Source organism: Haloarchaeobius caseinilyticus, from assembly GCF_051207395.1.
GTDB lineage: Archaea > Halobacteriota > Halobacteria > Halobacteriales > Natrialbaceae > Haloarchaeobius.
Genome location: NZ_JBPJZC010000001.1, coordinates 1,295,175 through 1,319,312 on the forward strand (window position 1 = coordinate 1,295,175; position 24,138 = coordinate 1,319,312).

Genomic DNA, 24,138 nt, shown 5'->3' on the forward strand with positions numbered 1-24,138 from the left:
CGGTATCTTGAAGAGCGATGCCAGTCAACTCATACGGTGTACTATGGATATTTCTGATATCGCGACCCGGGAGTTCATCGATGTCGACGTGCAGGAACGATTGGGGAAGGTTCGTTCGCTGTTCGAGAACGAGAACCCCAAGGGTATCATCGTCACCCGGGACGGCGAGTACGAGGGGGTGGTTTCAGAGCGTGAGATTCTCCAGTCGCACGTGGAGGACGACGCGAAGGTCGCGGCGCTGATCAAACCGAGCCGGAACGCACCGGCGCCGAAGGTCGACCGGCACGAGGACGTGCGCGAGACGGCGCGCGTCCTCGTCGAGGGTGGCGTGAAGGTCGCACCCGTCTTCGAAGACGACGAACTGTGGGGCATCGTCACCGCCGACGACATCCTCGACGCCGTCCTCGACAACCTTGACGCACTCATCGTCGAGCAGATCTATTCCGACGAGCCGGTGACTGTCCACGAGGAGGACAGTCTAGGGAAGGTCATCAACCTCCTCCGTGAACACGGTATCTCGCGCATCCCGGTCGTCAACGACGAGGGGTACCTGACCGGCGTCGTGACGCGCCACGACATCGCCGACGTAGTCATCCGGAACATGTCGAAGATGACGACGGGCGAGCGAGCAGGTGACTCCGACCGCGTCCTCGACATGTCCGTCTACGACATGATGTCGAGTCCCGTCGAAACCACGACGACCGGCGAATCGGTCGAAGACGCCGTCTCACGGATGCTCGAACGCGACCTCGGTGGGCTCGTCGTCGTCCATAGCGACGACGACCGACTCGTCCGGGGCGTCGTAACCAAGACCGACGTCCTCCGCGCGCTCACCTTCACCGAGGAAGAGCGCATGGACGTCCAGATTACGAACATCAGCCTGCTCGACACCATCACCCGCGACAACATCCACGACTCGCTGGAGGAAGTCCTGAGCAAGTACCAGAAGATGGACGTGCTGCACGTCCACGTCCGCTTCCAAGAGCACAAGGAGAAGCTCCGCGGCACGCCGCTCATCTACTGCCAGATTCGAGTCCGCACGACGAACGGACAGGTCGCCGGCTCCGGTGAGGGCTACGGTGCCGAATCCGCGTTCCGCGTCGCACTCGACAAGCTCGAACGGAACGTCCTGGAGATGAAGAACTACCGGTCTGACGAACAGTACCGCGGCCAGCTCCTGCGGAAGCTGGACGAACTGTAGACGGTCGTTCGCGGCGTCACGATTTTTTCGTCCCGAAACTACCGATTTAGGGTGCCTCGCCAGCGACGATGCCCCCGTCGGTGATGCGGAACTGGACCGTCTCACCGGCGGGCTTTGCACGGTGTTTTTCGAGCGTCGCGCGTCGGTTCCCACCCCGGAACCGGTCGATGCGGACGACGCTGCCCATCCAGTGTTCGAGGGTGTTCCCACCGAGCGCCCGCGTGCGGTCGCTGTCGATGTCGGCGAACACCTGATTCGTGAGGAGGACGGCGAAGTCGTGACGGCGGGCGAGCGACAGCAGGTGGGTCACCTGTCGACCGACCTTTCGCAGGGCTTGGCCACCTTCGGAGCCTTCGCCACGTTCGAGCCGGTAGAACCCCGTCGCGGAGTCGAGGACCACGAAGTCGGCGCGTTCTGCGAATCCGTCGACGTCGCGGACTGCTTCCTCCTGCTCCTGGAAGTCGAGTGCTTCCTCGACGACGATGCGGCCCGTGATGTCCTCGACCGTCTCGTCCTCGGACTGGTTCGCCCGGGCGTCGGCGACCTGCTGGAAGCGGTCGAGCGACAACCCTTCGGTGTCGACGTAGACGACAGTGCCGCCGCGGGCCGCGGTCTCGACGGCGGTCGACAGCGCGACGTTCGTCTTCCCGGCGGCAGGTGCGCCGTACACCTGTGTGACCGTCCCACGCTCGAACCCGTCCCCGAGGAGGTCGTCCAGCGGTTGACAGCCCGTAGAGATACTCCCTTGCACAGTGGGCCTTCTGTCGTCTCTGGGTAAAAGGTCTCTGACCGTCGTCTGGGTAGGCTGTGTCAGCCGTGTTTGCTGTGTCGTTCGTGGTCTTCGTCGTTGCTGTTCGTCGTCGTGTATGTCGCAGTTGCGGCGTTCAGGAAGCAGTTCACGAATCACGACGGTACATGACCGCGACCGCACAGCCCTGCGTCCACACCCTCCCCATCCGACTGCGCGCTTCCCTCCGTTCCGCTTCGCTCCACTCCGGTCCAGTGCTCATCCCTCGCGCGATGCTGACTCGCGGCTTTCAGCACGCTCGCCAGCGCGCGCCATGCCGGTCGTGACGGCTCGAATCGCACACCGGCCCGATGGTGGGCACGGGGGTGGATATTTATCACGGCCCCCGACGAATGCTGGAGAGTGATAGTCGTCGCCACCGAGGACTTCGAAGTCTACCACGGCGTCGTCAACGAGTTGCGAGACCGTGGCGTGACGTTCACCACCATCGAACCGGACGACGAGTTGCCCGAGCGGACGAACGTCGTCATCACCGGCCCGGACGAGGAGGTCGAGGGTCCGCACGTCGTCAACGCGGACCCGGACGACCCCCGGCGGGCGGTCGACGCCGCACTTGTCCACCTCCGCGGTGAGGGCGGCCAGACCATCGTCGGCGTCGACCCCGGTCGCAGACCGGGCATCGCCGTCCTCTCCGGTGAGATGGTCGTCGCCGCGTTTCAGGTGCCACTAGACGACACGGTCGCCGTGGTCAAGCGCGAGGTCGAGGACGCGGTCGACCCCATCGTCAGAGTTGGCGACGGCGCACGGCTGGAGGGGTCGAACATCGTGAACGCACTGGAAGACGTGCGCGTCGAACTCGTCGACGAGACGGGGACGACGCCGTATTTGGGGACCGGCGCGCGCGGCATGGGCGATGTGCTCGCGGCGGTGAACATCGCCCGTATCGAGGGCGAGGTCATCGACAACCGGGACATCGAGCCGACTTCGGGCGAGTTACAGGTGATTCAGAATCGCTCACGCGAGCAGTCCGAGGAGAACCGGGCCATCGACGCCGACCTCGCTCGGCTGGTCGCCTCGGGTGAGTTGACCATCGAAGAGGCACTGGAGAGACACCGCGCGACGAAGCGGGCCGGGAAGGGCGAAGACGAGGAGTAGCGAACGACCGAGCAGTGACGAGACGACACAGTTGACGCTAGCGACGGTGAAAAAGAGAGCAAGTAGTGTCGTGGCCGACGGGCGCACCGAGAGGCGACCCCAGCGCCTCGCCTCGTTTCGTCCGGTGTTACTGCGCTGTCCAGTCGCAGTCGGAGCAGGCCGGAACGCCCTGCACGTTGACCAGCGAGCCGTCACAGGACGGGCACGCCATCGCGACGGCGACGCCCCCGTCTGCGACGAGCGGCTTCTTCTCGGGTTCTGCCTCTTCGGTCTCGGCTTCGTCTGCCTCGTTCGCCTCGTTCGCGTCGACGACGGGTTCGGCGTTGCGCCAGATGCCGAACGTGAACGGGTGGTCGTCGTAGAACGATTCGCGCGTGTCTTCCACTGTCTCGCTCTCGTCTCCGGTGGTGGTGTCGGATGCCGTCATTGCCTTACCCCAATCAACGGAGGCATACCATATAAGGCTAGGTCCAGATGCATATAGCCGACTAAGGCCAATATAAAGTATACAAGGAGAACTAACTTTGTGGGGTACTCCATTGGTTTGAGAATAGTGCAATGCAGTTCTTCATGTGTATGTGGCACACGTTCACCCGGCTACAATCGCAGCGCTGGGGCCTCACCGCCGACAACAGTGGGGAAGCCGGTAGGATTAGTAGCCTTCAGCACCAACTTGAACTGTTAGCACGAAACACGAACTGACGGTGTGTCGACTGACACCCCCCGGTACCAAAAACCATATCGGGGCACGAAGCGCATTTCAACCATCCCCGCAGCTTTAAAATCATGAACGAAGTTCAACTGGAGGTCGCCAAGGCGTACCCGAACGACTCGGGTCGTGGAATCGCCAGGCTCGACCCGGACACGCTCTTACATCTCAAGCTCAGTCCGGGCGACATTATCGAAATCGAAGGTGGAGACACTACCGCCGCGAAGGTGTGGCGTGCGGACCGGCAGGACTGGAACACCGATACGGTCCGCATCGACGGGTTCACGCGCCAGAACGCCGACGTGGGTATCGGCGAACGCGTCACAATCCGGAAAGCGGAGGCCACGAAGGCCAACAAGCTCGTCCTCGCTCCCCCCGAGGAAGCGTCGGTCCAGTTCGGCTCCGACGCCGCCGGCATGGTCAAGCGCCAGATTCTGAAGCGCCCCGTCGTCGAGCGTGACATCGTGCCGGTGATGTCCAGCACGAACCACCCGTTCATGCGTTCGCCCGGCCAGGCCATCCCCCTCATCGCGGTCGAGACCCAGCCCGAAGGCGTCGTCCTCATCACGGAGGATACAGAGGTGGAACTCCGTGAAGAGCCGATTTCGGGCTTCGAGAAGACCGGCGGCGGCATAACGTACGAAGACATCGGTGGCCTCCAGGGCGAGATTCAGCGCGTCCGTGAGATGGTCGAGTTGCCGATGAAGCACCCGCAGATCTTCAAGAAACTCGGCATCGAGCCACCACAGGGTGTCTTGCTTCACGGCCCGCCCGGGACCGGGAAGACCCTCCTCGCCAAAGCGGTCGCCAACGAGACCTCTGCGAGTTTCTTCTCTATCGCCGGCCCGGAGATCATCTCCAAGTACTACGGTGAGTCCGAACAGCAGTTACGCGAAATCTTCGAGGACGCGAGCGAAGAGTCGCCCTCCATCATCTTCATCGACGAACTCGACTCCATCGCGCCCAAGCGAGAGGACGTGACCGGCGAGGTGGAGCGCCGCGTCGTCGCCCAGTTGCTGACCATGATGGACGGCCTCGAAGCCCGCGGTCAGGTCATCGTCATCGCGGCGACCAACCGCGTCGACTCCGTCGACCCCGCCCTCCGCCGTCCCGGCCGCTTCGACCGCGAAATCGAGATCGGCGTTCCGGACGAGGAAGGCCGCGAGGAGATACTCCAGATTCACACGCGCGGGATGCCGCTTTCCGACGACGTGAGCCTGGACCACCTCGCACACGAGACCCACGGCTTCGTCGGTGCCGACATCGAGAGCCTCACCAAAGAGGCCGCGATGAAAGCACTGCGCCGGTACCTGCCCGAAATCGACCTCGACGAGGAGGACATCCCGCCGAGCCTCATCGACCGGATGATCGTCAAGCGCGACGACTTCAGCGGCGCGCTCAACGAGGTCGAACCGAGCGCGATGCGCGAAGTCCTCGTCGAACTCCCGAAGATATCGTGGGACGACGTCGGTGGCCTCGACATGGCCAAGCAGAACATCCAGGAGTCCATCGAGTGGCCCCTGAACAACCCCGAGAAGTTCACCCGGATGGGCATCGACCCGCCGTCGGGCGTCCTGCTCTACGGCCCGCCCGGGACCGGGAAGACGCTGATGGCGAAAGCCGTCGCCAACGAGACGAACGCGAACTTCATCTCGGTGCGTGGCCCGCAGCTGCTGTCGAAGTGGGTCGGTGAGTCCGAGAAGGCCATCCGGCAGACGTTCCGGAAGGCGCGACAGGTGGCCCCGACGGTCATCTTCTTCGACGAACTCGACTCGCTCGCGCCCGGCCGCGGTGGCGAGATGGGGTCGAACGTCTCCGAGCGCGTCGTCAACCAACTCCTCACGGAACTCGACGGGCTCGAAGAGATGGGCGACGTGATGGTCATCGGCGCGACCAACCGCCCGGACATGATCGACCCGGCGCTCATCCGCTCGGGTCGCTTCGACCGCCTCGTGATGATCGGCCAGCCCGACACCGAGGGCCGCGAACAGATTCTCCGTATCCACACGGAGAACATCCCGATGGCCGCCGACGTGAGCCTGCGCGAACTCGCAGAGCTGACCGACGGTTACGTCGGCTCCGACCTCGAGTCCATCGCGCGCGAGGCCGCCATCGAGGCCCTGCGCGAGGACGAGGACGCAGACGTCGTCGAGATGCGCCACTTCCGCGCCGCGATGGAGTCGGTCCGGCCGACCATCACGGAAGACATCCTCGACTACTACGAGCAGATGAAAGAGGAGTTCAAGGGCGGCACGGCCGACGTCGGCCACGACCGGCAGTCGAGCCGTATCGGCTTCCAGTAACTCGGTCTGGGTTTCTGGTTTTTCGTTCTGGCTGTGATTTTCTCGCGTGTGTCGCTGTTTCTGTGACTGGAATGTTCGTCGAGTGTGTCGGAAGCGTCGACGAGCACGTCACGAATGCTGGTGCACACGACCGCCGCCACAGCCTCCCCAACCGACTCGACGGCCGCCTTCGGCGGACCGTCTCGTCCCTCGCGCGATGTTGGCTCGCGGGCTTCGGCTCACGGGTCGCTTCGCTCCCCGTTCGCTTCGAGGCGGCAAAGCCGCCTCGCACGCCACGCTCACCAGCGCGCGCCAGAGCGGTTGTTCGGTAGCATCGACCACGCTATCGTATCGCCCGACGGCGAACGCATTTAAGTCGGTCCCAGATACAGTTGAACCGAACAGCAGATGCAGGTGGCGTCTCACGGCTCGTCGTCGGCCCCAAGCCCTGCGGCTACTCGCAAGGATGGGCCGTACAAGCCACATCGCGACCCGCAAATCCTTCTCCTCGTCGTCATCGTCCTCGGGACGTTCGCCGTCATGGCGGGCGGACTCAACACCGGCCCGCCGTTCGGCGACGACAACGAGACTAACGGCCCGGTGTTCCCGGTCTGGGACTACGACGGCGAGAAGCGACCGGACGCGGAGGCACTCGAGTTGTCGGCGAATCGGACGACGGTCGACCCGGGTGGTGCAGTGCAGTTCACCGTGACGGCGAAGGACAAACCGGTGGCGAACGCAACGGTCGCCGTCGCTGGCGAGCAGGTCACGACGGACCGAAACGGAACCGTCGTCAGGACGTTCGCAGACCCCGGCTCGTACGAGGTGACGGTCGCACAGACCGAGCAGACCGCGGCATCGGTCGAGCGTGTCACCGTCAGGGTTCGGAAGTATCGCGTCGAACTCGCCGTGTCGGCCGACACGTCGACGCCAGTGACCGGGCAGGCCGTTCCCGTCACGGTGACTCGGGCAGACACCGGTGAACCGGTAGCTGGGACGGTCGCAGTCGGGCCGAAAACCTACGAGGCGAACGAGACCGGTGTGGCCACGGTGCGCTTCGAGACGGCCGGGTCGCACACAGTCGGCGCGACGAAGGAGGCGACCGAGACGGAGCGGTTCGAGCGAGCAACCACGGCCGTCTCGGTCGACCGACGGACGGTCCCGCTGTCGGTCGAACTCGACAGTAACCGCACCAGAGTCGGTGAATCGGTCACTGTCACGGTCGTCAGAAGCGACACGGGCGACGCGGTGAACGCCACGGTCACCGCCGGAAACGAGACGCTCGTGACCGGCCCGGACGGAACTGCGAACCTCAGCCTCCCGCTGTCGGGGACCTACGACGTTCGTGCGACTGCGGCCCAGACACCCGCAGTCGAGTTCACCGCAGCGACCGCGACTCTCGACGTGCGCCCACGGCTGGTCGGTCTCGAACTGTCGGTGACGCCAGACCCAGCCCCAGAGGGCGAGCGCGTCACGTTCGTCCTGCGCCGGGCGGACACCGGTGACCCGGTCAGTGGCACGGTCGTCCTCTACGGAACGCCGTACGTGACCGATGCAGAGGGACGACTCCGCGTCGCGTTCCAGACGCCGGCGACGGTCTCGGCAGTCGGCCAGAAGGCAGAGAACCGGACGACTCGCTACCGCTCGACGACGCGGGAGTTCACCGTCGAGGGCGCGGAGTACACCGTCTCAGCGCTCGACGCCCCGGAATTCGCGCAGGCTGGCGAGAACGTCACTATGAACGCGACCGTCACCAACGACGGAAACGTTCGCGAGTCGACGACCGTGCGGTACTCGGTCGGAAATCACTCCCTCGCGACCACGTCGGTCTCGCTCGCGCCCGGCGAGTCGGCCCGGGTCACGCTCACCGGCGAACTGCCGTCGCTCGCACCCGGCACCTACGACCAGCGCGTCACTGCCGAGGAAGGCGAGGCGAGTTCGACCATCGAGGTGGGAGAAAACGAGTCGTTGGCGAACGGAAAGCGTCGCTTAATCGACGGATTGCACGGTCTGTCGGTTGTGTCGACGGCTTCCGATTTCGCCGTGTTGTTCGGGGGCGGCACTCCACCGGTGACTGTCTCTTCCCGAACCGAACGTTCGTTCTGACCGGTCGAACGCGACGTGACGTGAATCGAGACGAACTATCTGTCGGATATATACTCGCACACCGCGTATGTGCGTGTAGGTTATGGGGAGTGCATCGTTCGATGGGGGAGCGAGTGGAACCGGCGGGGGAAATCTGCGGTCGGTCCTGCGACCGATTCAGCGAGCGGGGTTCTGGACAGCCATCTCGCTGCCGCTCGCACACGTCGGCCTGCTCACGTACGGCATCGAGACACCGGGACATTGGGGGCTGTTTCTCGCACTGCTCGCGGTCAACTTGGTCGCGCTATTGGTCGGCCACGCCTACGAACCTTAGTCGCCCGAGACACCCGAGAGGACGCCGTCGAGTTCGGTCGAGATGGAGCGGTGTTTCACTACGACGAAGCCGGCGAAGATGACGAGGAACCCGGCGACGGTGTAGAGCGTGATGGGTTCGTCGAGGACGAGGAGACCCGCGAGCGCGGCGAACACCGGCGCGACGTACGAGACCATGTTTATCTCGACGGGACCGAGTCGCTCCAGCAGGTCGAAGTAGATGAGGAAGCCGACCGCGCTGGCCGCGAGCGCGAGGTAGGCGAGTGAGGCGATGGCAGTGCCAGTCCACTCGATGGCGGCGAAGGACTCCGATGGCATCGCAAAGCTCACCGCGTGCATGAGGAGCGCGCCGAGGAGCATCGACCACGCTTCCATCGTCTCGATGGGGAGGCCGGATTGGATGCGGCGGGTGAAGACGCTCCCGAACGCGAACGCTGCCGCGGCGGCGAACACGAGGAGTTTCGAGACGACCGCGTCGGTCAGCAGGTTCGAGGGGTCGGGGTTGACGAGGATGCCGACGCCGACCAGCGCGAGGACCATGCCGAGCCACGTCGCGGGCGTGACCGGTTCGTCGGGCAGCAACAGTCGGGCGAACGCAGTCGTCAGGACCGGTGAAAGCGCGATGAGGACGGCCGCGGCCGCGCTACTGACTGGACCGGCTTCGCCGACGAACAGGAAGGCGTGGTAGGCGGCGATCATGAACACGCCACCGATACCGACTTCGAGCCAACCTTCTCGCGTCGTCGGGACCCAGTCGTCGACGACGAAAATCGCGTACAGCAGCATGAGGATGCCCGCGATGTCGTACCGGAGCGCGGCGAACAGGACGGGTGGGATGTGTTCGACACCCGCCTTGATGGCCATGAACGCGCTGCCCCAGACCGCGGCGAGGACGAGAAAGAGCACGGTGTTCCGGTATCTGGTCACGAAGAATGTGTGACCGCGCCGCTCCCTGAACGTTTCGAATCGAGACACCACCACCAGTGTGTCAAATATAGACAATGTGTCAACCACTTCCAGTGTGGGCGTATACTTTAAGAAGAACTGTGGCCAAATCGAAAACATGGCCTCTCATGGCCGGTCCGCACTGCGGGACCTGTTCGACGAGTCGCCGACGCCGCACATCGCCCACCCACCAACTACCCATCATAGGGACTTCTACGTCGCCACAGACGGTTCGTTCAGAGCCGCCGGTGTCGGCGGACTAGGTGCGGTCATCGAAGCGCGAGACGGCACCCGCGTCGCTCGCGTCTCCGTCAGTGACTCGTCCCCCGACAACAACGTCGCCGAGTACCGAGCCCTGCACCTGGGGCTCGACGTACTCGCCGCCCGCGCGCCGCCCGACGCTCGCGTCGGTATCCTCGTCGACCACGACGACCTCGCGGCGAACGTGAACAACGCGGTCCTCGCGGCACGCCACCCGGACTGGAAGCCGACGAAGGCGTTCACAATCCCGCAAAACAGCGCGAACCACTGGCGGGGCATCCGTGCCCGACTAAGCCGGTTCGGCGAAGTCCGCGCTGCGCGAATCTACTCGGACCAGAATCCAGCGCATCCGCTGGCGAACGCGCCCGAGCAGTACGCGCACGTCAACGACGAGCCCGCTCGCTGTGTGCTGCCCGAACCGCTCGCCCCAGCAGAGCCGAGCGGGCCACAGTACCCGCCGCCGTCGCGCGCTGACCGGCACGCCTCGGACTGACCCGAGGCACTGGCCGCTCGCCTCGCGGAAGCAGGGGTAACTCTCACGTTCTCGAAACAGAATTCGCGTCTCGTCGGCCAGTCTCCTACCCGTCGGCCGATCTCTACTCGTCGTCTAACTGCTCCCACTCGACCAGCATGACGTTCTGCGGACTCCGCACGTCGAAGACGAGTCGTTCACCGGCGCGGATAGTGCGGTGGTACTCGTGTGTGCCCTCGATGGTGAGGTCGAGTCGGTAGTCGGTGTCGGGCAGGAGCTGGCCGCTGAGAAACGCGCGCTCACCGTAACTGAGCGTCCGCTTTCGGTTGTAGACGGTCTGCAGGTCTTCGAGTCTCGTGAGTCGGAGCTGGACGTGTGTCTCGCCTGACGTCGTCGACAGGACTTCGAGTTGGGCTGGTTGCTGGCTGTCGGCCGCCGGCTCACTGGTGGTGGCGGTCGAGTCGAACCGGTCCTCGTTCGGACTCGACGTGGAACCGGCGTCGAGCGACTCGCGGGGGGCCGCGTCGCCAGAGGAACCGTGGAGGGAGACACCGAGGCAGCCAGCGCCAGCGACCGAACTGGCGAGTGCGAGGAACCGTCGGCGGTGCATACCTGTTCATCCGTTCGAACCAGTAAAAGGATACAGAAAGCACAAAGAATCGTTTGAGATACGCTGTGACGGACTGGCCTCGGTGTGTCGTCAGTCGGGTAGGCCAGCCGCCGCGTACGATACGGCAATAATCGACGATTCGTCACGGGCACCGACGACGTGCCCGCCAGCGGGTAAGTCGGCTGAACAGCCGCGACAGGCTGCTTACTCGTTCTGCTGGGCGTCGACGACCGCGACACCAGCGAGGTTCACGATGTCCTTGACCTCGTCGCCGCGCTGGAGCACGTGGACCGGCTTGTCCATGCCGACGAGCATCGGCCCGATGGCCTCCGCACCACCGAGGCGCTGGAGCAGTTTGTAGCCGATGTTACCTGCTTCGAGGTTCGGGAACACGAGGACGTTCGCCGGTTCGTCGAACTCGGCGAAGTCGTAGGTGCCTTCCAGAATCTCCTCGACGACGGCCGTGTCGGCCTGCATCTCGCCGTCGACCGCGAAGTCGACCGCGGGGTTCTCGCGGAGCATCTGTGCGGCCCGGCGAGGTTTCCGGGTGCCGGGGTTGTCGACCGAGCCGAAGTTCGAGTACGACAGCATGGCGACGCGCGGTTCGACGTTGAACCGGCGTGCCAGCGCGGCGGTGTGCTCTGCGACCTCTGCCAGCACCTTCGAGTCGGGGTCCTGATTGACCGTGGTGTCGGCACAGAAGATGACGCGGTTCTTGAACGTCAGCATGTACACACCGGCCGCGTAGTTGGCGTCTTCACGGGTCCCGATGACCTGCAGTGGCGGGCGTAGCGCAGACGGGTAGTGGTGGGTCAGGCCGGTCAGCATCGCGTCGGCGTCGCCGCACTCGACCATCACGCTGCCGAAGTAGTTCGTGTCGCGGCGAATCATGTCGACCGCCTCGTTCTTCGTCAGGCCCTTGCGCTGGCGAATCTCGTACAGGCGGTCGGCGTAGTCCTCGTACTCGCCGTCGGCCTCGCGCGGGTTGGCGATTTCGGGCGTGAACTCCAGTCCGAGACGCTTTCGTGTCTTCTCGATGCGCTCGGGATTCCCGATGAGGATGGGGTCTGCAATGCCCTGTTCCTGCAACTGGTAGGCCGCACGAATCATCTTCTCGTCGGTGCCTTCCGCGAGTGCGATGCGCTTCGGGTCCGTCTTCGCCTTGTTGAGGACGACGCGCATCATCTCGCGGGACTTGCCGAGGCGGGCTTCGAGCCGTTCCTCGTACTCGTTCACGTCGAGCGTCTTGCGGGCGCAACCGGAGTCCATCGCGGCCTGGGCGACCGAGGGTGCGACCTCGAACAGCACGCGCGGGTCGAGCGGCTTCGGGATGATGTAGTCCGCGCCGAACTGGAGCGGCTGGTCGCCGTAGGCCTTGACGACGGCGTCCGGTACGTCCTGCTTGGCGAGGTCGGCCAGCGCCTCGGCGGCGGCGACCTTCATCGCCTCGTTGATTTCGGTGGCGCGGACGTCGAGCGCGCCACGGAAGATGAACGGGAAGCCGAGCACGTTGTTCACCTGATTCGGGTAGTCCGAGCGTCCGGTCGCCATGATGACGGTGTCGTCGCGGGCTTCCTTCGCTGCCTCGTAGCCGATTTCCGGGTCCGGGTTTGCCATGGCGAAGACGATGGGGTTCTCGGCCATCGACGCGACCATCTCCTGGCTCACGAGGCCACCGATGGAGAGGCCGACGAACACGTCGGCGTCTGCCATGGCGTCGTCGAGGCCGCCACCCTCGATGTCGCGGGCGAACTCGCGTTTGTACTTGTTCACGTCGCCGGAGTCGGCGCGCTCCTGTGTGATGATGCCCGAGGAGTCACACATCGTGATGTTCTCTCTGGTGGCACCGAGCGAGACGTAGAAGCGAGCGGTCGCCAGCGCGGACGCGCCAGCACCCGAGAAGACGATGTCGAGGTCGGCGATGTCCTTCCCAGCGATTTCACACGCGTTGAGCAGGGCCGCACCGGAGATGATGGCGGTGCCGTGCTGGTCGTCGTGGAAGACGGGGATATCCATCTCCTCTCGGAGCGTCTCCTCGATGGTGAAACACTCCGGCGCGGAGATATCTTCGAGATTGATGCCCCCGAAGGTCGGTTCCATCGCGCGTACTGCCTCGATGATCTTCTCGGGGTCCTTCTGGTCGAGTTCGACGTCGAACACGTCGATGTCGGCGAAGCGCTTGAACAGGACGCCTTTGCCCTCCATGACCGGTTTCGAGGCCTGCGCACCGATGTCACCGAGCCCGAGGACGGCCGACCCGTTCGAGATGACGCCGACGAGGTTCCCCTTCGCCGTGTACTTGTACGCGTCGTCGGGATTGTCCGCGATTCGTCGGCACGGTTCTGCGACGCCGGGCGAGTACGCGAGCGAGAGGTCTCGCTGTGTGTTCGTCGGTTTGGTCGTGGAGATTTCGAGTTTCCCCGGCGGTTCCTGTTCGTGATAGTCGAGTGAGTCCTCGTCGAGTCCCATACTCGGACCCACCACCGGGGGCGACAAAAAGCTAATCGAAAGAACAGTTCGACGTTCGTCGAACACATCGGTTCGAATATGTGTTTCGGCACGACTGTCAGTCCGATTCCCATCGATTGAGAACCGCGGCGAGTTCCGTACAGTTGATATGGCGCGATTCCCGAACTGCGTGTATGCAAGCGCTCAGCAGGCGCGGCGTGCGCGTCCTCGCCGCCATCACGACCGGCCTGACGTTCCTGCTCATCCTGCTCGGGGTGTACACCGCCGCGACCGGGACGGGACTCACCTGTCAGGGTCGCTGGCCACTGTGTGGCGGCCCGCTGTTCGGGCTGCTTCCGCCGAACGTGGCCTCGATTCCGGAGTGGACGCACCGCCTCGTCGCCTCGATAACCGGCTTCTTCATCCTCGGCACTGCCTACGGTGCCTGGACCGCCTTCGACCAGCGTCGTATCCACGCCGCGGTCGCACTGTCCATCGTGACGCTGCCGGTCCAGATTTTCCTCGGCCGGGAGACCGTCGTCACCTACACCGCACTGGTCCAGACCATCCACCACGGCGCAGCACTGGTCATCTTCGGTGGCCTGCTCGTGGCGACGGCCTGGATGTTCGAGAGCGGCCCGAGTAACTCGGGCGTGTCTCGCGCTCGAGGGTTCGAAGCCGACGACTGACCGCACTGCGACATCGAACTGAACTGCGACGACCGGGCCCACTACCGATTTCCGAACTGTTCGGGACGCGAACACCGATTTGACTGGGTTTTCTTATCGCTCGCGTACGCACTGGGCGCATGGCTCTCGAACAGATAAGTGCCGGTGCGTGGTCCGTCGTCCCAGCCCTCGTCGCCATCGCCGTCGCGTGGTACACACGAGAGGCCCTCATCGGCCTCTTTCTGGGCGTCCTCGTCACCGGGTCCATCTACGGCGCGTTCCAGCCTGCCGCAGTCGGCGTGCCGGCGAATCTGACAGGCGGAGCGACTGGACACGTATATGGAGCCGTCTTCGGCTTGAAGACGGTGCCAGTCCTCATCGCCACCGCACCGCTGTTCGCCGACTCGTGGTACGTCGAAAACGTCCTGCTCGCACTGTTCGCCATCGGCGGCGTCATCGGACTCATGATTCGGGCCGGGGCGATTCAGGGCGTCCTCGAAGTGTTCACGAAACGCGTCGAGAACGCCGCAGACGCCGAAAAGGCCGCGTTCCTCTCCGGTATCGCCGTCCACATCGACGACTACTTCAACTGTCTCGTGGTCGGCTCGATGATGCGCCCGCTGACGGACAAGTACGACGTGTCCCGGGCGAAGTTAGCGTACTACGTCGACAGCGCCGGGTCGCCCGCGGCCCGCCTCGCGTTCTACTCGACGTGGGGCGTCGCGCTCATCGGCTTCCTCGGGAAAGGACTGGTGCAAGCGAAGAGCGACGGCAACCTCCCGAACCACTTGAGCAGCACCGTCTCCGGTTCGGGCCAGGAGACGTCCGCCGTCGTCAACGAAGTGTGGCCGCTGTTTCTGAACACCATCTTCTTCGGCTTCTACTCGTGGGTCGCGCTCGCCATCGCCGCGGGCGTCGCCTGGCAGGTCGTCCCGAACTTCGGCCCGATGAAGCGCGAGGAGAAACGGGCTCGTGAGGAAGGGAAAGTGCTCGGCGAGGACCACGACCCGATGATTTCCGAGGAGATGGACCAGTACAGCATGGCCGAGACGGCCACGCCGCGCTGGCAGAACTTCGCCATCCCCATCGGCGTGATGGTCGTCGTCGCCCTCGGCTCGATGTTCTGGACCGCCGCGCCAGTCATCACGGCAGACTCGTACTCGACGCTGTTCTTGGTCGGTGGCTACGAACTCCTCGTGCCGGCGGGCGGGACGTGGGGCTTCGCGCCGGGGTCGTTCCGCCTCGGACTCGCGGCGATGACCGCCCTCGTCGTCGCCTTCGCCCTGTTCCGTCTGCGCGGTGACATCCCCTCGAACGACGACGCGACCGACGCGATGCTCCACGGGTTCAAGGGCATCTTCCTCGCCGCAGTCATCCTCATGATGGCGTCCAGCATCCAGAACTCGGTGTCGACGCTCGGCATCTCGAACTTCGTCACGCAGTGGTTCCAGAACGTGCCCGCGTTCATCATCCCGCTGGCGGTGTTCCTCGTCACCGCGTTCGTCAGCTTCTCCGATGGCTCCTCGTGGTCGACCTACGGCATCATGTTCCCCATCGCCATCCCCGTCGCGTTCACCACGGGTGCGAACCTCCCGCTCGTCATCGGTGCGGTGTTCTCGGGCGGTATCTTCGGGGACCACACCTCGCCCATCTCCGATACGACGGTGCTGGCGTCGTCGACCAGTGGCTCGGACCACATGGTCCACGTCAAGAGTCAGATACCGTATGCGCTGTTGACGGCCGGCATCACGGCACTCCTGTTACTCGTCGCCGGCATGGTTCTGCCCCAGGGGTTCGAGATAATTCCGTACTGACGCAGTACTGCGCTTTTCGGCCCCTGTTCTCCCTCACTCGACGCACACGGATTCACCCACAGCGAAGGAAACGGTCGAGCAGTGGTTCGCAGATTCGGTGTAAACGGAGTTTCAGAATTTCTGGACTTCTGTTCGGTGACTGGTCAGAATTGAAGACAAATACGCCGTAAACTGGCCCGCTCCGTCGATTTCCGTTGGTAAATTCCTCCGCTATCGAGGAACCGTTTTATATCGCGGCTACAAGGTGGCTGGTATGGACAGACGTGACTATCTGAAAGGCAGTGGTGCAGCACTCGCAGGATTGACACTGGCTGGCTGTCTCGACTCGTCGGGCGGTGGCGGCGGTGAGGGTGACGGCGACACCGAAGGCGAGGACGGCGACAACGAAGAGAACGAGACCGGAACCGACGGTGGCAGCGAACAGCAGTCGATCATCGCCGGGACGGCCTCTGGCTTCCCCCCGTTCGAACTGAAGAAAGACGGCGAGCTGCAGGGCTTCGACATCGACCTGCTCGAAGCCGTCGTCGAGGCCTCTGAGGGCTACACGCTGGAGAAGTGGAGCGACCTCGACTCGTTCGACTCGCTCATCCCGTCACTGACGACGAACAAGATCGACGTCATCGCCGCGGCGATGACCATTACGGACAAGCGCGACAACACCATCGACTTCTCTGACCCGTACTACAGCGCGAACCAGTCCGTCCTCGTCAAAGCTGGCAGTGACTTCCAGCCGGGGTCGCTCGAAGACCTGCCGGGCAACGTCGTCGGCTCCCAGAAGGGGACGACCGGTGAGGGCGTCATCAAGGGCCTCATCGAGGACGGGACGATGAAGGAGTCGAACTACAAGGCGTACGACACCTACGTCCTCGCGGTCACCGACCTCGAAAACGGCAACGTCGACGCGGTCATCCTCGACGAACCGGTCGCCGCTTCGTTCGCCGGCGAGCGCGACGTGGAAGTCTCGTTCACCCACGAGACGGGCGAGCAGTACGGCTTCGGCGTCCGGACCGACGACGACGACCTGCAGGAGGCCCTCAACGGCGGACTCCAGACGGTCAAGGACGACGGCACGTACGAAGAACTGACCAAGAAGTGGTTCCAGTAGTCGAGCGATGAGCCTCGAACTCGTCCCGTCGACCGCCCCGCTGCAGAGTAGCGACTGGGCCTACGTCTTCGACAACTGGGACGTGTTGCTCGACGGGGCGGTACTGACGGTGAAACTGACGGCCTTCTCCATCCTCCTCGGCTTCGCCGTGGGCCTGCCCGCGGGCATCGTCGAGGTGTACGGGAACCCGTGGCTGAAGCGACCGGTGGCAGCCGCCGGCGTCGTCCTCCGGGCGGTGCCGATACTGGTCATCCTCATCTTCATGTACTACGTGTTCTCGGTGTCGAACGACGCCGTCCTCGCAGCCATCATCGCACTCGGCCTGCGAAGCGGCGCGTATCAGGCCCAGATTTTCCGCGGGGCGCTCAGAAACGTGAGCGAGGGCCAGATGGAGGCCGCCCGCGCGGTCGGCATGTCGAAGTTCCAGGCGATTCGCCACGTCATCGTGCCACAGGCACTCAGGCGGTCGATTCCGGGCTTCCAGAACGAGTTCACCATCGTCTTGAAGGACACGAGTATCGCCATCATCCTCGGCGTCACCGAACTGCTCGGCGTCACCGAGGACCTGTTCTTACAGAGCGGGCGAACCGACGCGGCGCTGGAACTCATCATCGCGGCCAGTGCCATCTACTTCGTGTTGACCTTCGTGACGAACCGCGGACTGGACTACGCTGGCGACCACTTCGGCATCCCCACGGGTGAGAACGCATGAGTGACCCACTACTGCGCGTCGAAGACGTGCACAAGAGCTACGGCGAGGAGGAGGTACTGAACGGCATCAGCTTCGAACTGGACAAAGGCGACGTGGAGGTGCTGGCCGGGCCGAGTGGCTCTGGCAAGTCCACCCTGCTTCGCTGCGTGAACCGGCTGACCGAAATCGACTCCGGCACCATCTATCTCGACGGCGAGCAGGTGTCGGGACCGGGCACCGACGTGAACGAGTTACGGAAACAGGTCGGGATGGTGTTTCAGGACTTCAACCTGTTCGCCCACCTGACCGCGGCCCAGAACATCACACTCGGCCTGCGCCGGGTCAAGGGCGTCGAGAAGGCCACCGCCCGTGAACAGGCGATGGAACACCTCGAACGGGTCGGCCTCGCCGACCAGGCTGGGTCGTACCCGGCAGAACTCTCCGGAGGACAGAAGCAGCGCGTCGGCATCGCCCGCGCGCTGGCGATGGACCCGAAACTCCTACTGTTCGACGAGCCGACCAGTGCGCTCGACCCCGAACTCGTCGGGGAGGTCACCGCGGTCATGCGTGACCTCGCCGAGGAAGGCATGACGATGCTCGTCGTCACCCACGAGATGGGCTTCGCCCGCGAGGCAGCCTCGCGGATGATGTTCCTCGCGGACGGGAAACTGGTCGAGCGCGGCCCGCCGAAGCAACTGTTCGAGTCGCCGGAGCAGCCGAGAACCCGGCAGTTCCTCGAACGCATCACGAGCATGCACGGTGGTGGCGTCCCGTGAGCACCACGGAAGCGACCCGAAACCGCTTCGACGACGTGTCCGTCGGCTCGGGCATACTGGTCGCCGCCGGGGTCGTGTTCTGGGGCTACCTCGTGCTTCGCTGGCTCATCCAGTGGGGTTGGCTCCCCATCGGCGAACCGGGCGAACCGCTCGTCGACCCGGCGAGTCTCGGCCTCACCGAGGGCTGGGCCGTCGCGGCCGGCGCGCTCCCGAGTCTGGCCGAGGGTGCGTACATCACCATCGTCATCACGGTGGTCAGCATGGCACTCGGCCTCGTCATCGCAGTGCCACTGGCGGTGACGCGGGTGTACGGTCGCGGGAGCAAGTACGTCTCGCTCGGGTTCACCGAGTTGATCCGCGGGACGCCGCTCATCGCCCAGCTGTACGTGCTGTACTACGGGCTGAACATGTCGCAGTACTTCCGCGGCGTCGCCTCGCTCGGTCCTATCCAATTGGACCCCGCGCTCTGGGTCGCCATCGTCGGCTTCACGATTTCGAGTGCGGCGTATCAGGCGGAGTACATTCGGGCCGCCATCGAGAGCGTCGACCCCAACCAGTTGACCGCGGCTCGGTCGGTGGGGCTGACCCAGCGACAGGGTATCCGCCACGTCGTCCTGCCACAGACGCTTCGCTACGGGATTCCCGGCTGGACGAACGAACTCGTCTACCTCATCAAGTACTCGTCGCTGGCGACATTCATCACCGTCACCGAACTGTTTCAGGAGGCGGACGCCATCGCCTCGGACACGTTCCGCTACACGGCGATGTTCACCGTCGTCGCCATCATGTACATCGGCCTCGTGCTGACGGCGACGAAACTGATGAGCTACTACGAAAGAAGCGTCGCGATTCCGGGTCTGGGGCAGGTCGAAGGCCGATAACCGGCCGCCACCGATTCCTGTTCCAGATTACTTCACGTCTTCGACCGCCGCAACGGGGTCGAGGAAGCCCGCGCCGTGATACTCCTTTTCACCCACGTCGACCGCAGTGCGACGGAGCGTGTTCCGGACCTTGTTCGCGTGCTGACTGTCCATCAGGCTGGCGACGAGTGCGGCTGCACCGGCGACCTGCGGTGCGGCCATCGAGGTGCCAGCGACCCAGCTGTAGGTGTACTGGGCACCCAAGTACTCGCCACTCGGGGGCTCCTCCTCGGGCATGTTCTCGAACACCGGGAGTGCGACGGTGTTGAGGACGAGGTCGTAGTACCAGAGGGGGTCTTCACCCGGTTCGAGTACTTCGTCGTCGTCGGGGATGATGGTGGGGTCGTAGTTGCCGCCGGGCGCACTCACGTCGATGGCGTTGGTGCCGTAGTTCGTGTAGATGGCGGGCGTCGTCGTGGGCTCTTCCATCCCGTCCCCGCCTCGGCCGAAGCCAACGGGCCCGGTCGCGGAGATGCTCATCACGTTCGACGCCTCGTTCGGCACGCTGATAGCCGGGAAGCACTCGACTTCGCCGGTCTCCTCGTCCTCGACGCAGATGCGGCCGTCGTGCTGGAGGTCGGCGGCGTCGTTGCCGGCGGAGACGACGACGAGCGTTCCCTGTCGGCGGGCGTAGCTCATGATGGAGTTCATAACCTTGCCGTAGAACGAGCCGAAGCCCTTGCGCGAGACGGGGTACGCCCCGATACTCATGTTGGCGACGTCGCAGTTGATCTCGGCTGCGTAGACGACCGCGGCGAAGATGTCGGCGAAACTCGCACCGGGACCCTGCGAGAAGACGCGGCAGTCGACGAGTTCGGAACCAGGCGCCGTGCCGGCGACCCCAACCTCGTTCTGGTCGTTCGCGGCGACGATGCCCGCGACGTGGGTACCGTGGTAGCCGCCCGCGGGAACACCCGCACCGTAGCCGTCACCGGTGAAGTTCTGCGAAAGGTCGGTGTTCACCGCGTGCTGGAGGTCTGGGTGGCCCGCCGCGACACCGCTGTCGATGATTGCGACACGTGCACCCTCACCACGTGTCGTCTCGTGGCACGTGCTCACGTCCTGTACCTGTTTGTCCCACTGGAGTCCGTACAGTGGCTCGTCGGCCATCGACGGCTCCACGTCCTGGCGCTCGCCGGGGAGTTCGAGCTGCATCGACATGTCCGGCGCGTAGTCGACGCCGAGGTCCTGTACCGCGGACTCCGTTCCTTCGACGACGACGAAGTCGACGGGGTCCATCTCGTGCACGATGGAGAGGCCGTCGAGGTCCCCTCGTTTGAGCTTCTTCTCGCTGACGATGAAGCGTTCTGTCGACGCCGCAACCGTCACCGTAGCGCCAACTGCAATGCCGCCGAGTAGTCCACCACTGAGCTTGAGAACGTCACGTCTGCTGTGTCGCACCATGGCACCATCCGAGGGTCGGGATGACTTAATATTTTCTTTTTTCACGCTGAATTTCTTCGGAACGTCGAAAACGTAGGCGGAATCGGTACAGTAGTGAAACCGTAATCGTCGATTAGTGGCGCTGTAACAGCGAAGTAAGCAGCAGTTATAACCGTTTCTTGCCGCTACTGGACAACATGACGTTTTCTTTATGTTATTTTGGGCGCGGCGTCCCGAGCGACTGCGACGAGACAGTCGTCGTCGCGGTCAGGCGCGCGCCCACTCACCGACTCGAAAACCTGCGCTGACGGACTGACACGGAGACCCAAATTTGCCGGGTCGGTTCTGACCGGTGCAGTGGTATCGTCAGGCCGCCCGGACGAAGAGAGACATCGCTCGTCTACGTGTGGAAATCTTCGCAGCAGACGCGTCGGCCGCCGTCGTCACCCACCGCTGACCGGCGGGAACAGCGCCAGTTCGTCGCCTTCTGTGACGGGTTCGTCGAGACCGGCCCCGTCGACCAGCACGGTCTCGCCGTTGACGAGCAGGTTGAACTGCGGTTCGAGGTCGCCGTCGTCGTCCAGCACGCGGTCTCTGAGCGCGGGGTGGGCGTCGAACAGGGCGAAGAGCGCGTCGCCGACGGTCGGGTCGGCGGCGTCGACCGTGACCGAGACCTCTTTCGAACCGGCGAGTTCGGCGAGGTCGGCGAACAGCTTCCAGTACATACCGAAAGCGCGGGTCTCGGGGAGCAAAGGAGTTGTGCTGTTGTGCTGGTCGTCGGGAGATTTGTGCCCTCTCGCAATTGGGTTCAGTGGTCGCTTCGAGAACAGGTTCACGAATACCGACGGAACACGACCGCAGCCACTACCTCCCCATCCGATTCGTCACTCGTGAGAGCGCACTCTCACTTGCAGTCGTTCGCACGCTTACGACGACCTCGCGCGACAACGCCTCGTGGCCTGCGCCGAGGGCGCAGGCACACTCGAAAGCGCGCGCCAGAGTGTTCGTGTCGTCTTTAGACGTTCTCCGAGGCGATGGCTTCCGTACCGGCCTCGTCTTTGGCGGCCGCTTCGAACGCCCGGAGTTCGTCGGGGCGGGCGATGACGTAGATCGTCGCCCCAGCCTCGACAGTCGTCTGGCGTGGTGGAAGAGCAGTGACGGTCCCATCGGGCGACCGAACTGCAGCCACGGTCACGTCGAGCGCACCGACGGTGAGACCGACGAGCGGCGACCCATCGTCGACGGCGACCGCGCCCATCGTTTCGTCGGCGGCCCGGAGCAGCGAGGCGAACTCGCGGTCGGTGCTGGCTTCGGCCGGGAGCGTGACCAGACGGTACTCGGTCGTGTCCGAGAGCAGTTCCGCGTCGGTCTCGTCGAGCGCGAGCGTCACCACGTCGTCCTTGGTCGCACGGAGTTCGGCCGTCGCGTGACGGGTGAGGCCGTCCTCGGTTCGTTCGACGACTTGCACCGCGTCGCCAGGACTGGCCGCGTCGGCCGGGTCGGCCTGGACCGCGGTGGCGACCGTTCCGGGCGCGAGCGTCGGTCCAAGCCCGGCCGCCCGCGAGCCGACCGCGAGGTACTCCACCGTGCCGTCTTCGGCGATGTCCACGTCGACGTGGCCGACGCCGTAGTCGTCCTTGAGGCGGGTGACGACGCGGTCTCGCAACTCCGCGACGGTGATGCGCCGCGGGAAGACGAACGTTGTCTCGGCGAGGTCGGCCTTCGTTTCGGGGTCGACCGGGTCGTAGCCGTCGATTTCTTCGATGTCCTCGGGGAGCGTGACGGTGACCACGCGGCCCACCGCCTGCACGAGTTGGGACACCTCTCGGTCGAGTTTGGCCGCACCGGTGACGGCGAAGGCGTTCGCCGCGATACTGTCACCGAACCGCCGTCCGAGTCCGGCCCCGATGGCACTGGCGATGATAGAGGCGACCGTCGTGACCGCCGAGGTGAGAGAGACAGTGGCTTCCTCGTTCGCACCGGTGATGCCGTTCTGTAACGCCTGGTCGGCGTTCAACACGAGGGCAACGGCCGCGAGGCCGACGAGGATCGCCACGCCCTCGGGCACCTGCTCGCGGCTGTACCAGCGGTAGACGACGGCGACCGTGGCGGCGGCAGCGGCCGCGAGCAGGGCGTAGCCGAGTACGGTGACGACGGCGGCGACGACCTCGGCGGTCGTGACACCGACGGCGGGCCAGACGACCTGTGCGACGAAGCCAGCCTGTGCGGCGAGTTCAGCCGCGTTCATGCGACAGCCCCCGCGAAGTCGTCGAGTGCCTGTCTGCGGCCGACCGCGAACAGTTCGTCACTAGCACTGAGTTCGGTCGTCCCACTCGGTGCGAACACCCAGCGCCGAGGCGCATCGGCCGAGGCCTCGGTCGGCGGATGTCTGACTGCCAACACCGCTACGTCGTAGGTGTCGCGGACACTCGCCGCGCCCAGTGTCGTGCCGTCGAGTGGTCCTTCGGCCCGAACCGACACCTTCCGGAAGCGTTTCCCAGACCGCCGGAGCAGCGAGACGAGTTCGAACTCACGGCGGGTTCCGCGCGACCGAACCGTGACTCGTGCCCGGTCGGCCCCGAGCAACGTGTCGGCGGCTGTCCGCGGAACGGCGACGGTGACGCGGCCGTCGCCACCGGTCGTCGTCGGTGCAGTCGGCACCGCTGGCGGGGGGCTTTCGTCGGTTCCACCGTCAGTTTCTGCCGCTTTCGCCTCGGCCACCTCGGTGGCTTTGGCTGGCGTATCCCCGCTGGAATCGGCGCTGAGGAGTGTCCCCTCGATGGTCCGGTCGGACGTCCGGAGCGTGAGGTCGTCGCCCCGAGCGCAGCCGGTCGGGACGAGCGCCTGCACCGAGACGGCGCGCTGGCCGGTCGGGATCCGCCGTGAGAGACCACTGGCAGGTGGTGCGGCAGTGATGCTCGCACGCCCCTGTGAGTCCAGCGAGACGGCCGCGTCGGCGAGGTCGTACTCCGTCTTGAGTCGCTCGACGAGGCGCGTCTCCAGTTCGGAGAGCGGGAGGTCGGCCGGGAGTTGCCACGACCCGGTGGCGATTGTCGTCCGGAGGTCGGCCGGAAGCGGCGGGTAGCCCTCCATGTCCCGGACCGGACCGGTCGGCCGCAGTGTGACCTTGCCGACGCCACCGACGAAGTCGACTACGTCGGCTGAGAGCGTCCGTTTCCTGATGCCCGAAAGCGAGAACCGCCGCGGCATGTTCGCGCCCAATTTGTCGCCCTGATTGTGCGCCCACAGCGCGAGCATCATCACGACGATGGTCGCCATCAGGAGCCGTGGTGAGTGTTTGATGTTCTCTTCGAGCAGCCCCATCAGCCCGCCGTTGACCCCCGCGACTGCCGTCGCCAACACGACGACACCGAGCCCGGGGAGTGTGACCCCGGTGAAGTACTTGAACACGAAGCCCAGTGTCCCAGAGACGAGTGCCGGGATGATACCGGCGAGCAGCCCGAGATAGAGGCCGAGGAGAACTTCGGCCGGTAGTGACGCCATAGTGGTTCATTGGCGACGACCTACAAAC

The 24,138-nt window shown here is 64.6% G+C and carries 21 protein-coding genes; 12 read left to right on the plus strand and 9 right to left on the minus strand.

The window, feature by feature from the left end; all coding sequences use genetic code 11:
- The first annotated feature begins 43 nt into the window (after positions 1-43).
- Entirely contained in the window at positions 44-1,201 is a 1,158-nt protein-coding gene (locus ACSC1P_RS06890) for a CBS domain-containing protein (protein ID WP_435359397.1), read from the plus strand.
- 46 nt (positions 1,202-1,247) lie between these two features.
- On the opposite strand, the gene radB is transcribed toward ACSC1P_RS06890, so the two are convergent.
- A complete protein-coding gene (radB, locus tag ACSC1P_RS06895) occupies positions 1,248-1,952 on the minus strand; it encodes a DNA repair and recombination protein RadB (protein ID WP_435359398.1) in 705 nt (234 codons plus the stop codon).
- A gap of 399 nt (positions 1,953-2,351) precedes the next feature.
- Between radB and ACSC1P_RS06900 the strand changes: the two genes are divergently transcribed.
- Positions 2,352-3,104, plus strand: a complete 753-nt coding sequence (locus ACSC1P_RS06900; RefSeq protein ID WP_435359399.1) for a hypothetical protein — start codon at positions 2,352-2,354, stop codon at positions 3,102-3,104.
- 127 nt (positions 3,105-3,231) lie between these two features.
- Here the strand turns inward: ACSC1P_RS06900 and ACSC1P_RS06905 are convergent, their stop codons facing one another.
- Positions 3,232-3,531: a hypothetical protein gene (locus ACSC1P_RS06905; RefSeq protein ID WP_435359400.1), complete on the minus strand. Its 300-nt coding sequence runs from the start codon at positions 3,529-3,531 to the stop codon at positions 3,232-3,234.
- 359 nt (positions 3,532-3,890) lie between these two features.
- On the opposite strand from ACSC1P_RS06905, the gene ACSC1P_RS06910 reads away from it, so the two are divergent.
- From ACSC1P_RS06910 to ACSC1P_RS06920, 3 genes are all read left to right on the plus strand, one after another.
- Positions 3,891-6,116, plus strand: a complete 2,226-nt coding sequence (locus ACSC1P_RS06910) for a CDC48 family AAA ATPase (RefSeq protein ID WP_435359401.1) — start codon at positions 3,891-3,893, stop codon at positions 6,114-6,116.
- Between the two features lie 387 nt (positions 6,117-6,503).
- Positions 6,504-8,201 (plus strand): CARDB domain-containing protein, encoded by a 1,698-nt coding sequence (locus ACSC1P_RS06915; RefSeq protein WP_435359402.1) that lies wholly within the window; start codon positions 6,504-6,506, stop codon positions 8,199-8,201.
- Positions 8,202-8,283: 82 nt separating this feature from the next.
- Positions 8,284-8,514: a DUF8028 family protein gene (locus tag ACSC1P_RS06920; RefSeq protein ID WP_435359403.1), complete on the plus strand. Its 231-nt coding sequence runs from the start codon at positions 8,284-8,286 to the stop codon at positions 8,512-8,514.
- On the opposite strand, the gene ACSC1P_RS06925 is transcribed toward ACSC1P_RS06920, so the two are convergent.
- Positions 8,511-9,440 carry a DMT family transporter gene (locus ACSC1P_RS06925; protein ID WP_435359404.1) on the minus strand — a complete coding sequence of 310 codons (930 nt, stop codon included), beginning with the start codon at positions 9,438-9,440 and terminating at the stop codon, positions 8,511-8,513. The two genes, ACSC1P_RS06920 and ACSC1P_RS06925, sit on opposite strands and share 4 nt — an antisense overlap.
- A gap of 136 nt (positions 9,441-9,576) precedes the next feature.
- Here ACSC1P_RS06925 and ACSC1P_RS06930 point away from each other — a divergent pair, with 136 nt between their 5' ends.
- Positions 9,577-10,212: a ribonuclease H family protein gene (locus tag ACSC1P_RS06930; protein ID WP_435359405.1), complete on the plus strand. Its 636-nt coding sequence runs from the start codon at positions 9,577-9,579 to the stop codon at positions 10,210-10,212.
- Between the two features lie 103 nt (positions 10,213-10,315).
- On the opposite strand, the gene ACSC1P_RS06935 is transcribed toward ACSC1P_RS06930, so the two are convergent.
- Both ACSC1P_RS06935 and ACSC1P_RS06940 read right to left on the minus strand, forming a co-directional pair.
- On the minus strand, positions 10,316-10,801 hold the full coding sequence (locus ACSC1P_RS06935; protein ID WP_435359406.1) for a hypothetical protein: 486 nt from the start codon (positions 10,799-10,801) through the stop codon (positions 10,316-10,318).
- A gap of 204 nt (positions 10,802-11,005) precedes the next feature.
- The gene (locus ACSC1P_RS06940; protein ID WP_435359407.1) at positions 11,006-13,270 is read right to left on the minus strand and encodes an NADP-dependent malic enzyme; all 2,265 of its coding nucleotides are present in this window, start codon (positions 13,268-13,270) and stop codon (positions 11,006-11,008) included.
- A gap of 173 nt (positions 13,271-13,443) precedes the next feature.
- Between ACSC1P_RS06940 and ACSC1P_RS06945 the strand changes: the two genes are divergently transcribed.
- From ACSC1P_RS06945 to ACSC1P_RS06970, 6 genes are all read left to right on the plus strand, one after another.
- Positions 13,444-13,938 carry a COX15/CtaA family protein gene (locus ACSC1P_RS06945; RefSeq protein WP_435359408.1) on the plus strand — a complete coding sequence of 165 codons (495 nt, stop codon included), beginning with the start codon at positions 13,444-13,446 and terminating at the stop codon, positions 13,936-13,938.
- A gap of 119 nt (positions 13,939-14,057) precedes the next feature.
- A complete protein-coding gene (locus tag ACSC1P_RS06950) occupies positions 14,058-15,731 on the plus strand; it encodes a Na+/H+ antiporter NhaC family protein (protein WP_435359409.1) in 1,674 nt (557 codons plus the stop codon).
- 253 nt (positions 15,732-15,984) lie between these two features.
- On the plus strand, positions 15,985-16,836 hold the full coding sequence (locus tag ACSC1P_RS06955) for a transporter substrate-binding domain-containing protein (protein WP_435359410.1): 852 nt from the start codon (positions 15,985-15,987) through the stop codon (positions 16,834-16,836).
- A 7-nt stretch (positions 16,837-16,843) separates the two neighbouring features.
- Positions 16,844-17,548 (plus strand): amino acid ABC transporter permease, encoded by a 705-nt coding sequence (locus tag ACSC1P_RS06960; protein ID WP_435359411.1) that lies wholly within the window; start codon positions 16,844-16,846, stop codon positions 17,546-17,548.
- The gene (locus tag ACSC1P_RS06965) at positions 17,545-18,303 is read left to right on the plus strand and encodes an amino acid ABC transporter ATP-binding protein (protein WP_435359412.1); all 759 of its coding nucleotides are present in this window, start codon (positions 17,545-17,547) and stop codon (positions 18,301-18,303) included. Before ACSC1P_RS06960 ends, ACSC1P_RS06965 begins: the two co-directional genes overlap by 4 nt.
- The gene (locus ACSC1P_RS06970; RefSeq protein ID WP_435359413.1) at positions 18,300-19,184 is read left to right on the plus strand and encodes an amino acid ABC transporter permease; all 885 of its coding nucleotides are present in this window, start codon (positions 18,300-18,302) and stop codon (positions 19,182-19,184) included. The genes ACSC1P_RS06965 and ACSC1P_RS06970 overlap by 4 nt, the downstream gene beginning before the upstream one ends.
- A 27-nt stretch (positions 19,185-19,211) precedes the next feature.
- Here ACSC1P_RS06970 and ACSC1P_RS06975 read toward each other — a convergent pair whose 3' ends face one another.
- The 4 genes from ACSC1P_RS06975 to ACSC1P_RS06990 form a co-directional block, all read right to left on the minus strand.
- Positions 19,212-20,627, minus strand: coding sequence for a S8 family peptidase (locus ACSC1P_RS06975; protein ID WP_435359414.1), 1,416 nt, complete (start codon positions 20,625-20,627; stop codon positions 19,212-19,214).
- 422 nt (positions 20,628-21,049) lie between these two features.
- Complete coding sequence (locus tag ACSC1P_RS06980; protein WP_435359415.1) at positions 21,050-21,331, minus strand: ubiquitin-like small modifier protein 1; 282 nt, start codon at positions 21,329-21,331, stop codon at positions 21,050-21,052.
- Positions 21,332-21,621: 290 nt separating this feature from the next.
- Positions 21,622-22,854 carry a DUF8167 domain-containing protein gene (locus ACSC1P_RS06985; RefSeq protein WP_435359416.1) on the minus strand — a complete coding sequence of 411 codons (1,233 nt, stop codon included), beginning with the start codon at positions 22,852-22,854 and terminating at the stop codon, positions 21,622-21,624.
- Complete coding sequence (locus tag ACSC1P_RS06990; protein ID WP_435359417.1) at positions 22,851-24,110, minus strand: potassium channel family protein; 1,260 nt, start codon at positions 24,108-24,110, stop codon at positions 22,851-22,853. Before ACSC1P_RS06990 ends, ACSC1P_RS06985 begins: the two co-directional genes overlap by 4 nt.
- Positions 24,111-24,138: the final 28 nt, after the last annotated feature.

What these genes read in the sequence shown, in the direction of transcription:
- ACSC1P_RS06920 (WP_435359403.1), top strand. Translation starts at nt 8,284, where the DNA reads ATGGGGAGTGCATCGTTCGATGGGGGAGCGAGTGGAACCGGCGGGGGA.
- ACSC1P_RS06950 (WP_435359409.1), top strand. Translation starts at nt 14,058, where the DNA reads ATGGCTCTCGAACAGATAAGTGCCGGTGCGTGGTCCGTCGTCCCAGCC.
- ACSC1P_RS06985 (WP_435359416.1), bottom strand. Translation starts at nt 22,854, where the DNA reads ATGAACGCGGCTGAACTCGCCGCACAGGCTGGCTTCGTCGCACAGGTC.
- ACSC1P_RS06930 (WP_435359405.1), top strand. Translation starts at nt 9,577, where the DNA reads ATGGCCTCTCATGGCCGGTCCGCACTGCGGGACCTGTTCGACGAGTCG.
- ACSC1P_RS06940 (WP_435359407.1), bottom strand. Translation starts at nt 13,270, where the DNA reads ATGGGACTCGACGAGGACTCACTCGACTATCACGAACAGGAACCGCCG.
- ACSC1P_RS06910 (WP_435359401.1), top strand. Translation starts at nt 3,891, where the DNA reads ATGAACGAAGTTCAACTGGAGGTCGCCAAGGCGTACCCGAACGACTCG.
- ACSC1P_RS06990 (WP_435359417.1), bottom strand. Translation starts at nt 24,110, where the DNA reads ATGGCGTCACTACCGGCCGAAGTTCTCCTCGGCCTCTATCTCGGGCTG.
- ACSC1P_RS06915 (WP_435359402.1), top strand. Translation starts at nt 6,504, where the DNA reads ATGCAGGTGGCGTCTCACGGCTCGTCGTCGGCCCCAAGCCCTGCGGCT.
- ACSC1P_RS06935 (WP_435359406.1), bottom strand. Translation starts at nt 10,801, where the DNA reads ATGCACCGCCGACGGTTCCTCGCACTCGCCAGTTCGGTCGCTGGCGCT.
- ACSC1P_RS06905 (WP_435359400.1), bottom strand. Translation starts at nt 3,531, where the DNA reads ATGACGGCATCCGACACCACCACCGGAGACGAGAGCGAGACAGTGGAA.
- ACSC1P_RS06980 (WP_435359415.1), bottom strand. Translation starts at nt 21,331, where the DNA reads ATGTACTGGAAGCTGTTCGCCGACCTCGCCGAACTCGCCGGTTCGAAA.
- ACSC1P_RS06965 (WP_435359412.1), top strand. Translation starts at nt 17,545, where the DNA reads ATGAGTGACCCACTACTGCGCGTCGAAGACGTGCACAAGAGCTACGGC.
- ACSC1P_RS06945 (WP_435359408.1), top strand. Translation starts at nt 13,444, where the DNA reads ATGCAAGCGCTCAGCAGGCGCGGCGTGCGCGTCCTCGCCGCCATCACG.
- ACSC1P_RS06890 (WP_435359397.1), top strand. Translation starts at nt 44, where the DNA reads ATGGATATTTCTGATATCGCGACCCGGGAGTTCATCGATGTCGACGTG.
- ACSC1P_RS06975 (WP_435359414.1), bottom strand. Translation starts at nt 20,627, where the DNA reads ATGGTGCGACACAGCAGACGTGACGTTCTCAAGCTCAGTGGTGGACTA.
- ACSC1P_RS06960 (WP_435359411.1), top strand. Translation starts at nt 16,844, where the DNA reads ATGAGCCTCGAACTCGTCCCGTCGACCGCCCCGCTGCAGAGTAGCGAC.
- ACSC1P_RS06955 (WP_435359410.1), top strand. Translation starts at nt 15,985, where the DNA reads ATGGACAGACGTGACTATCTGAAAGGCAGTGGTGCAGCACTCGCAGGA.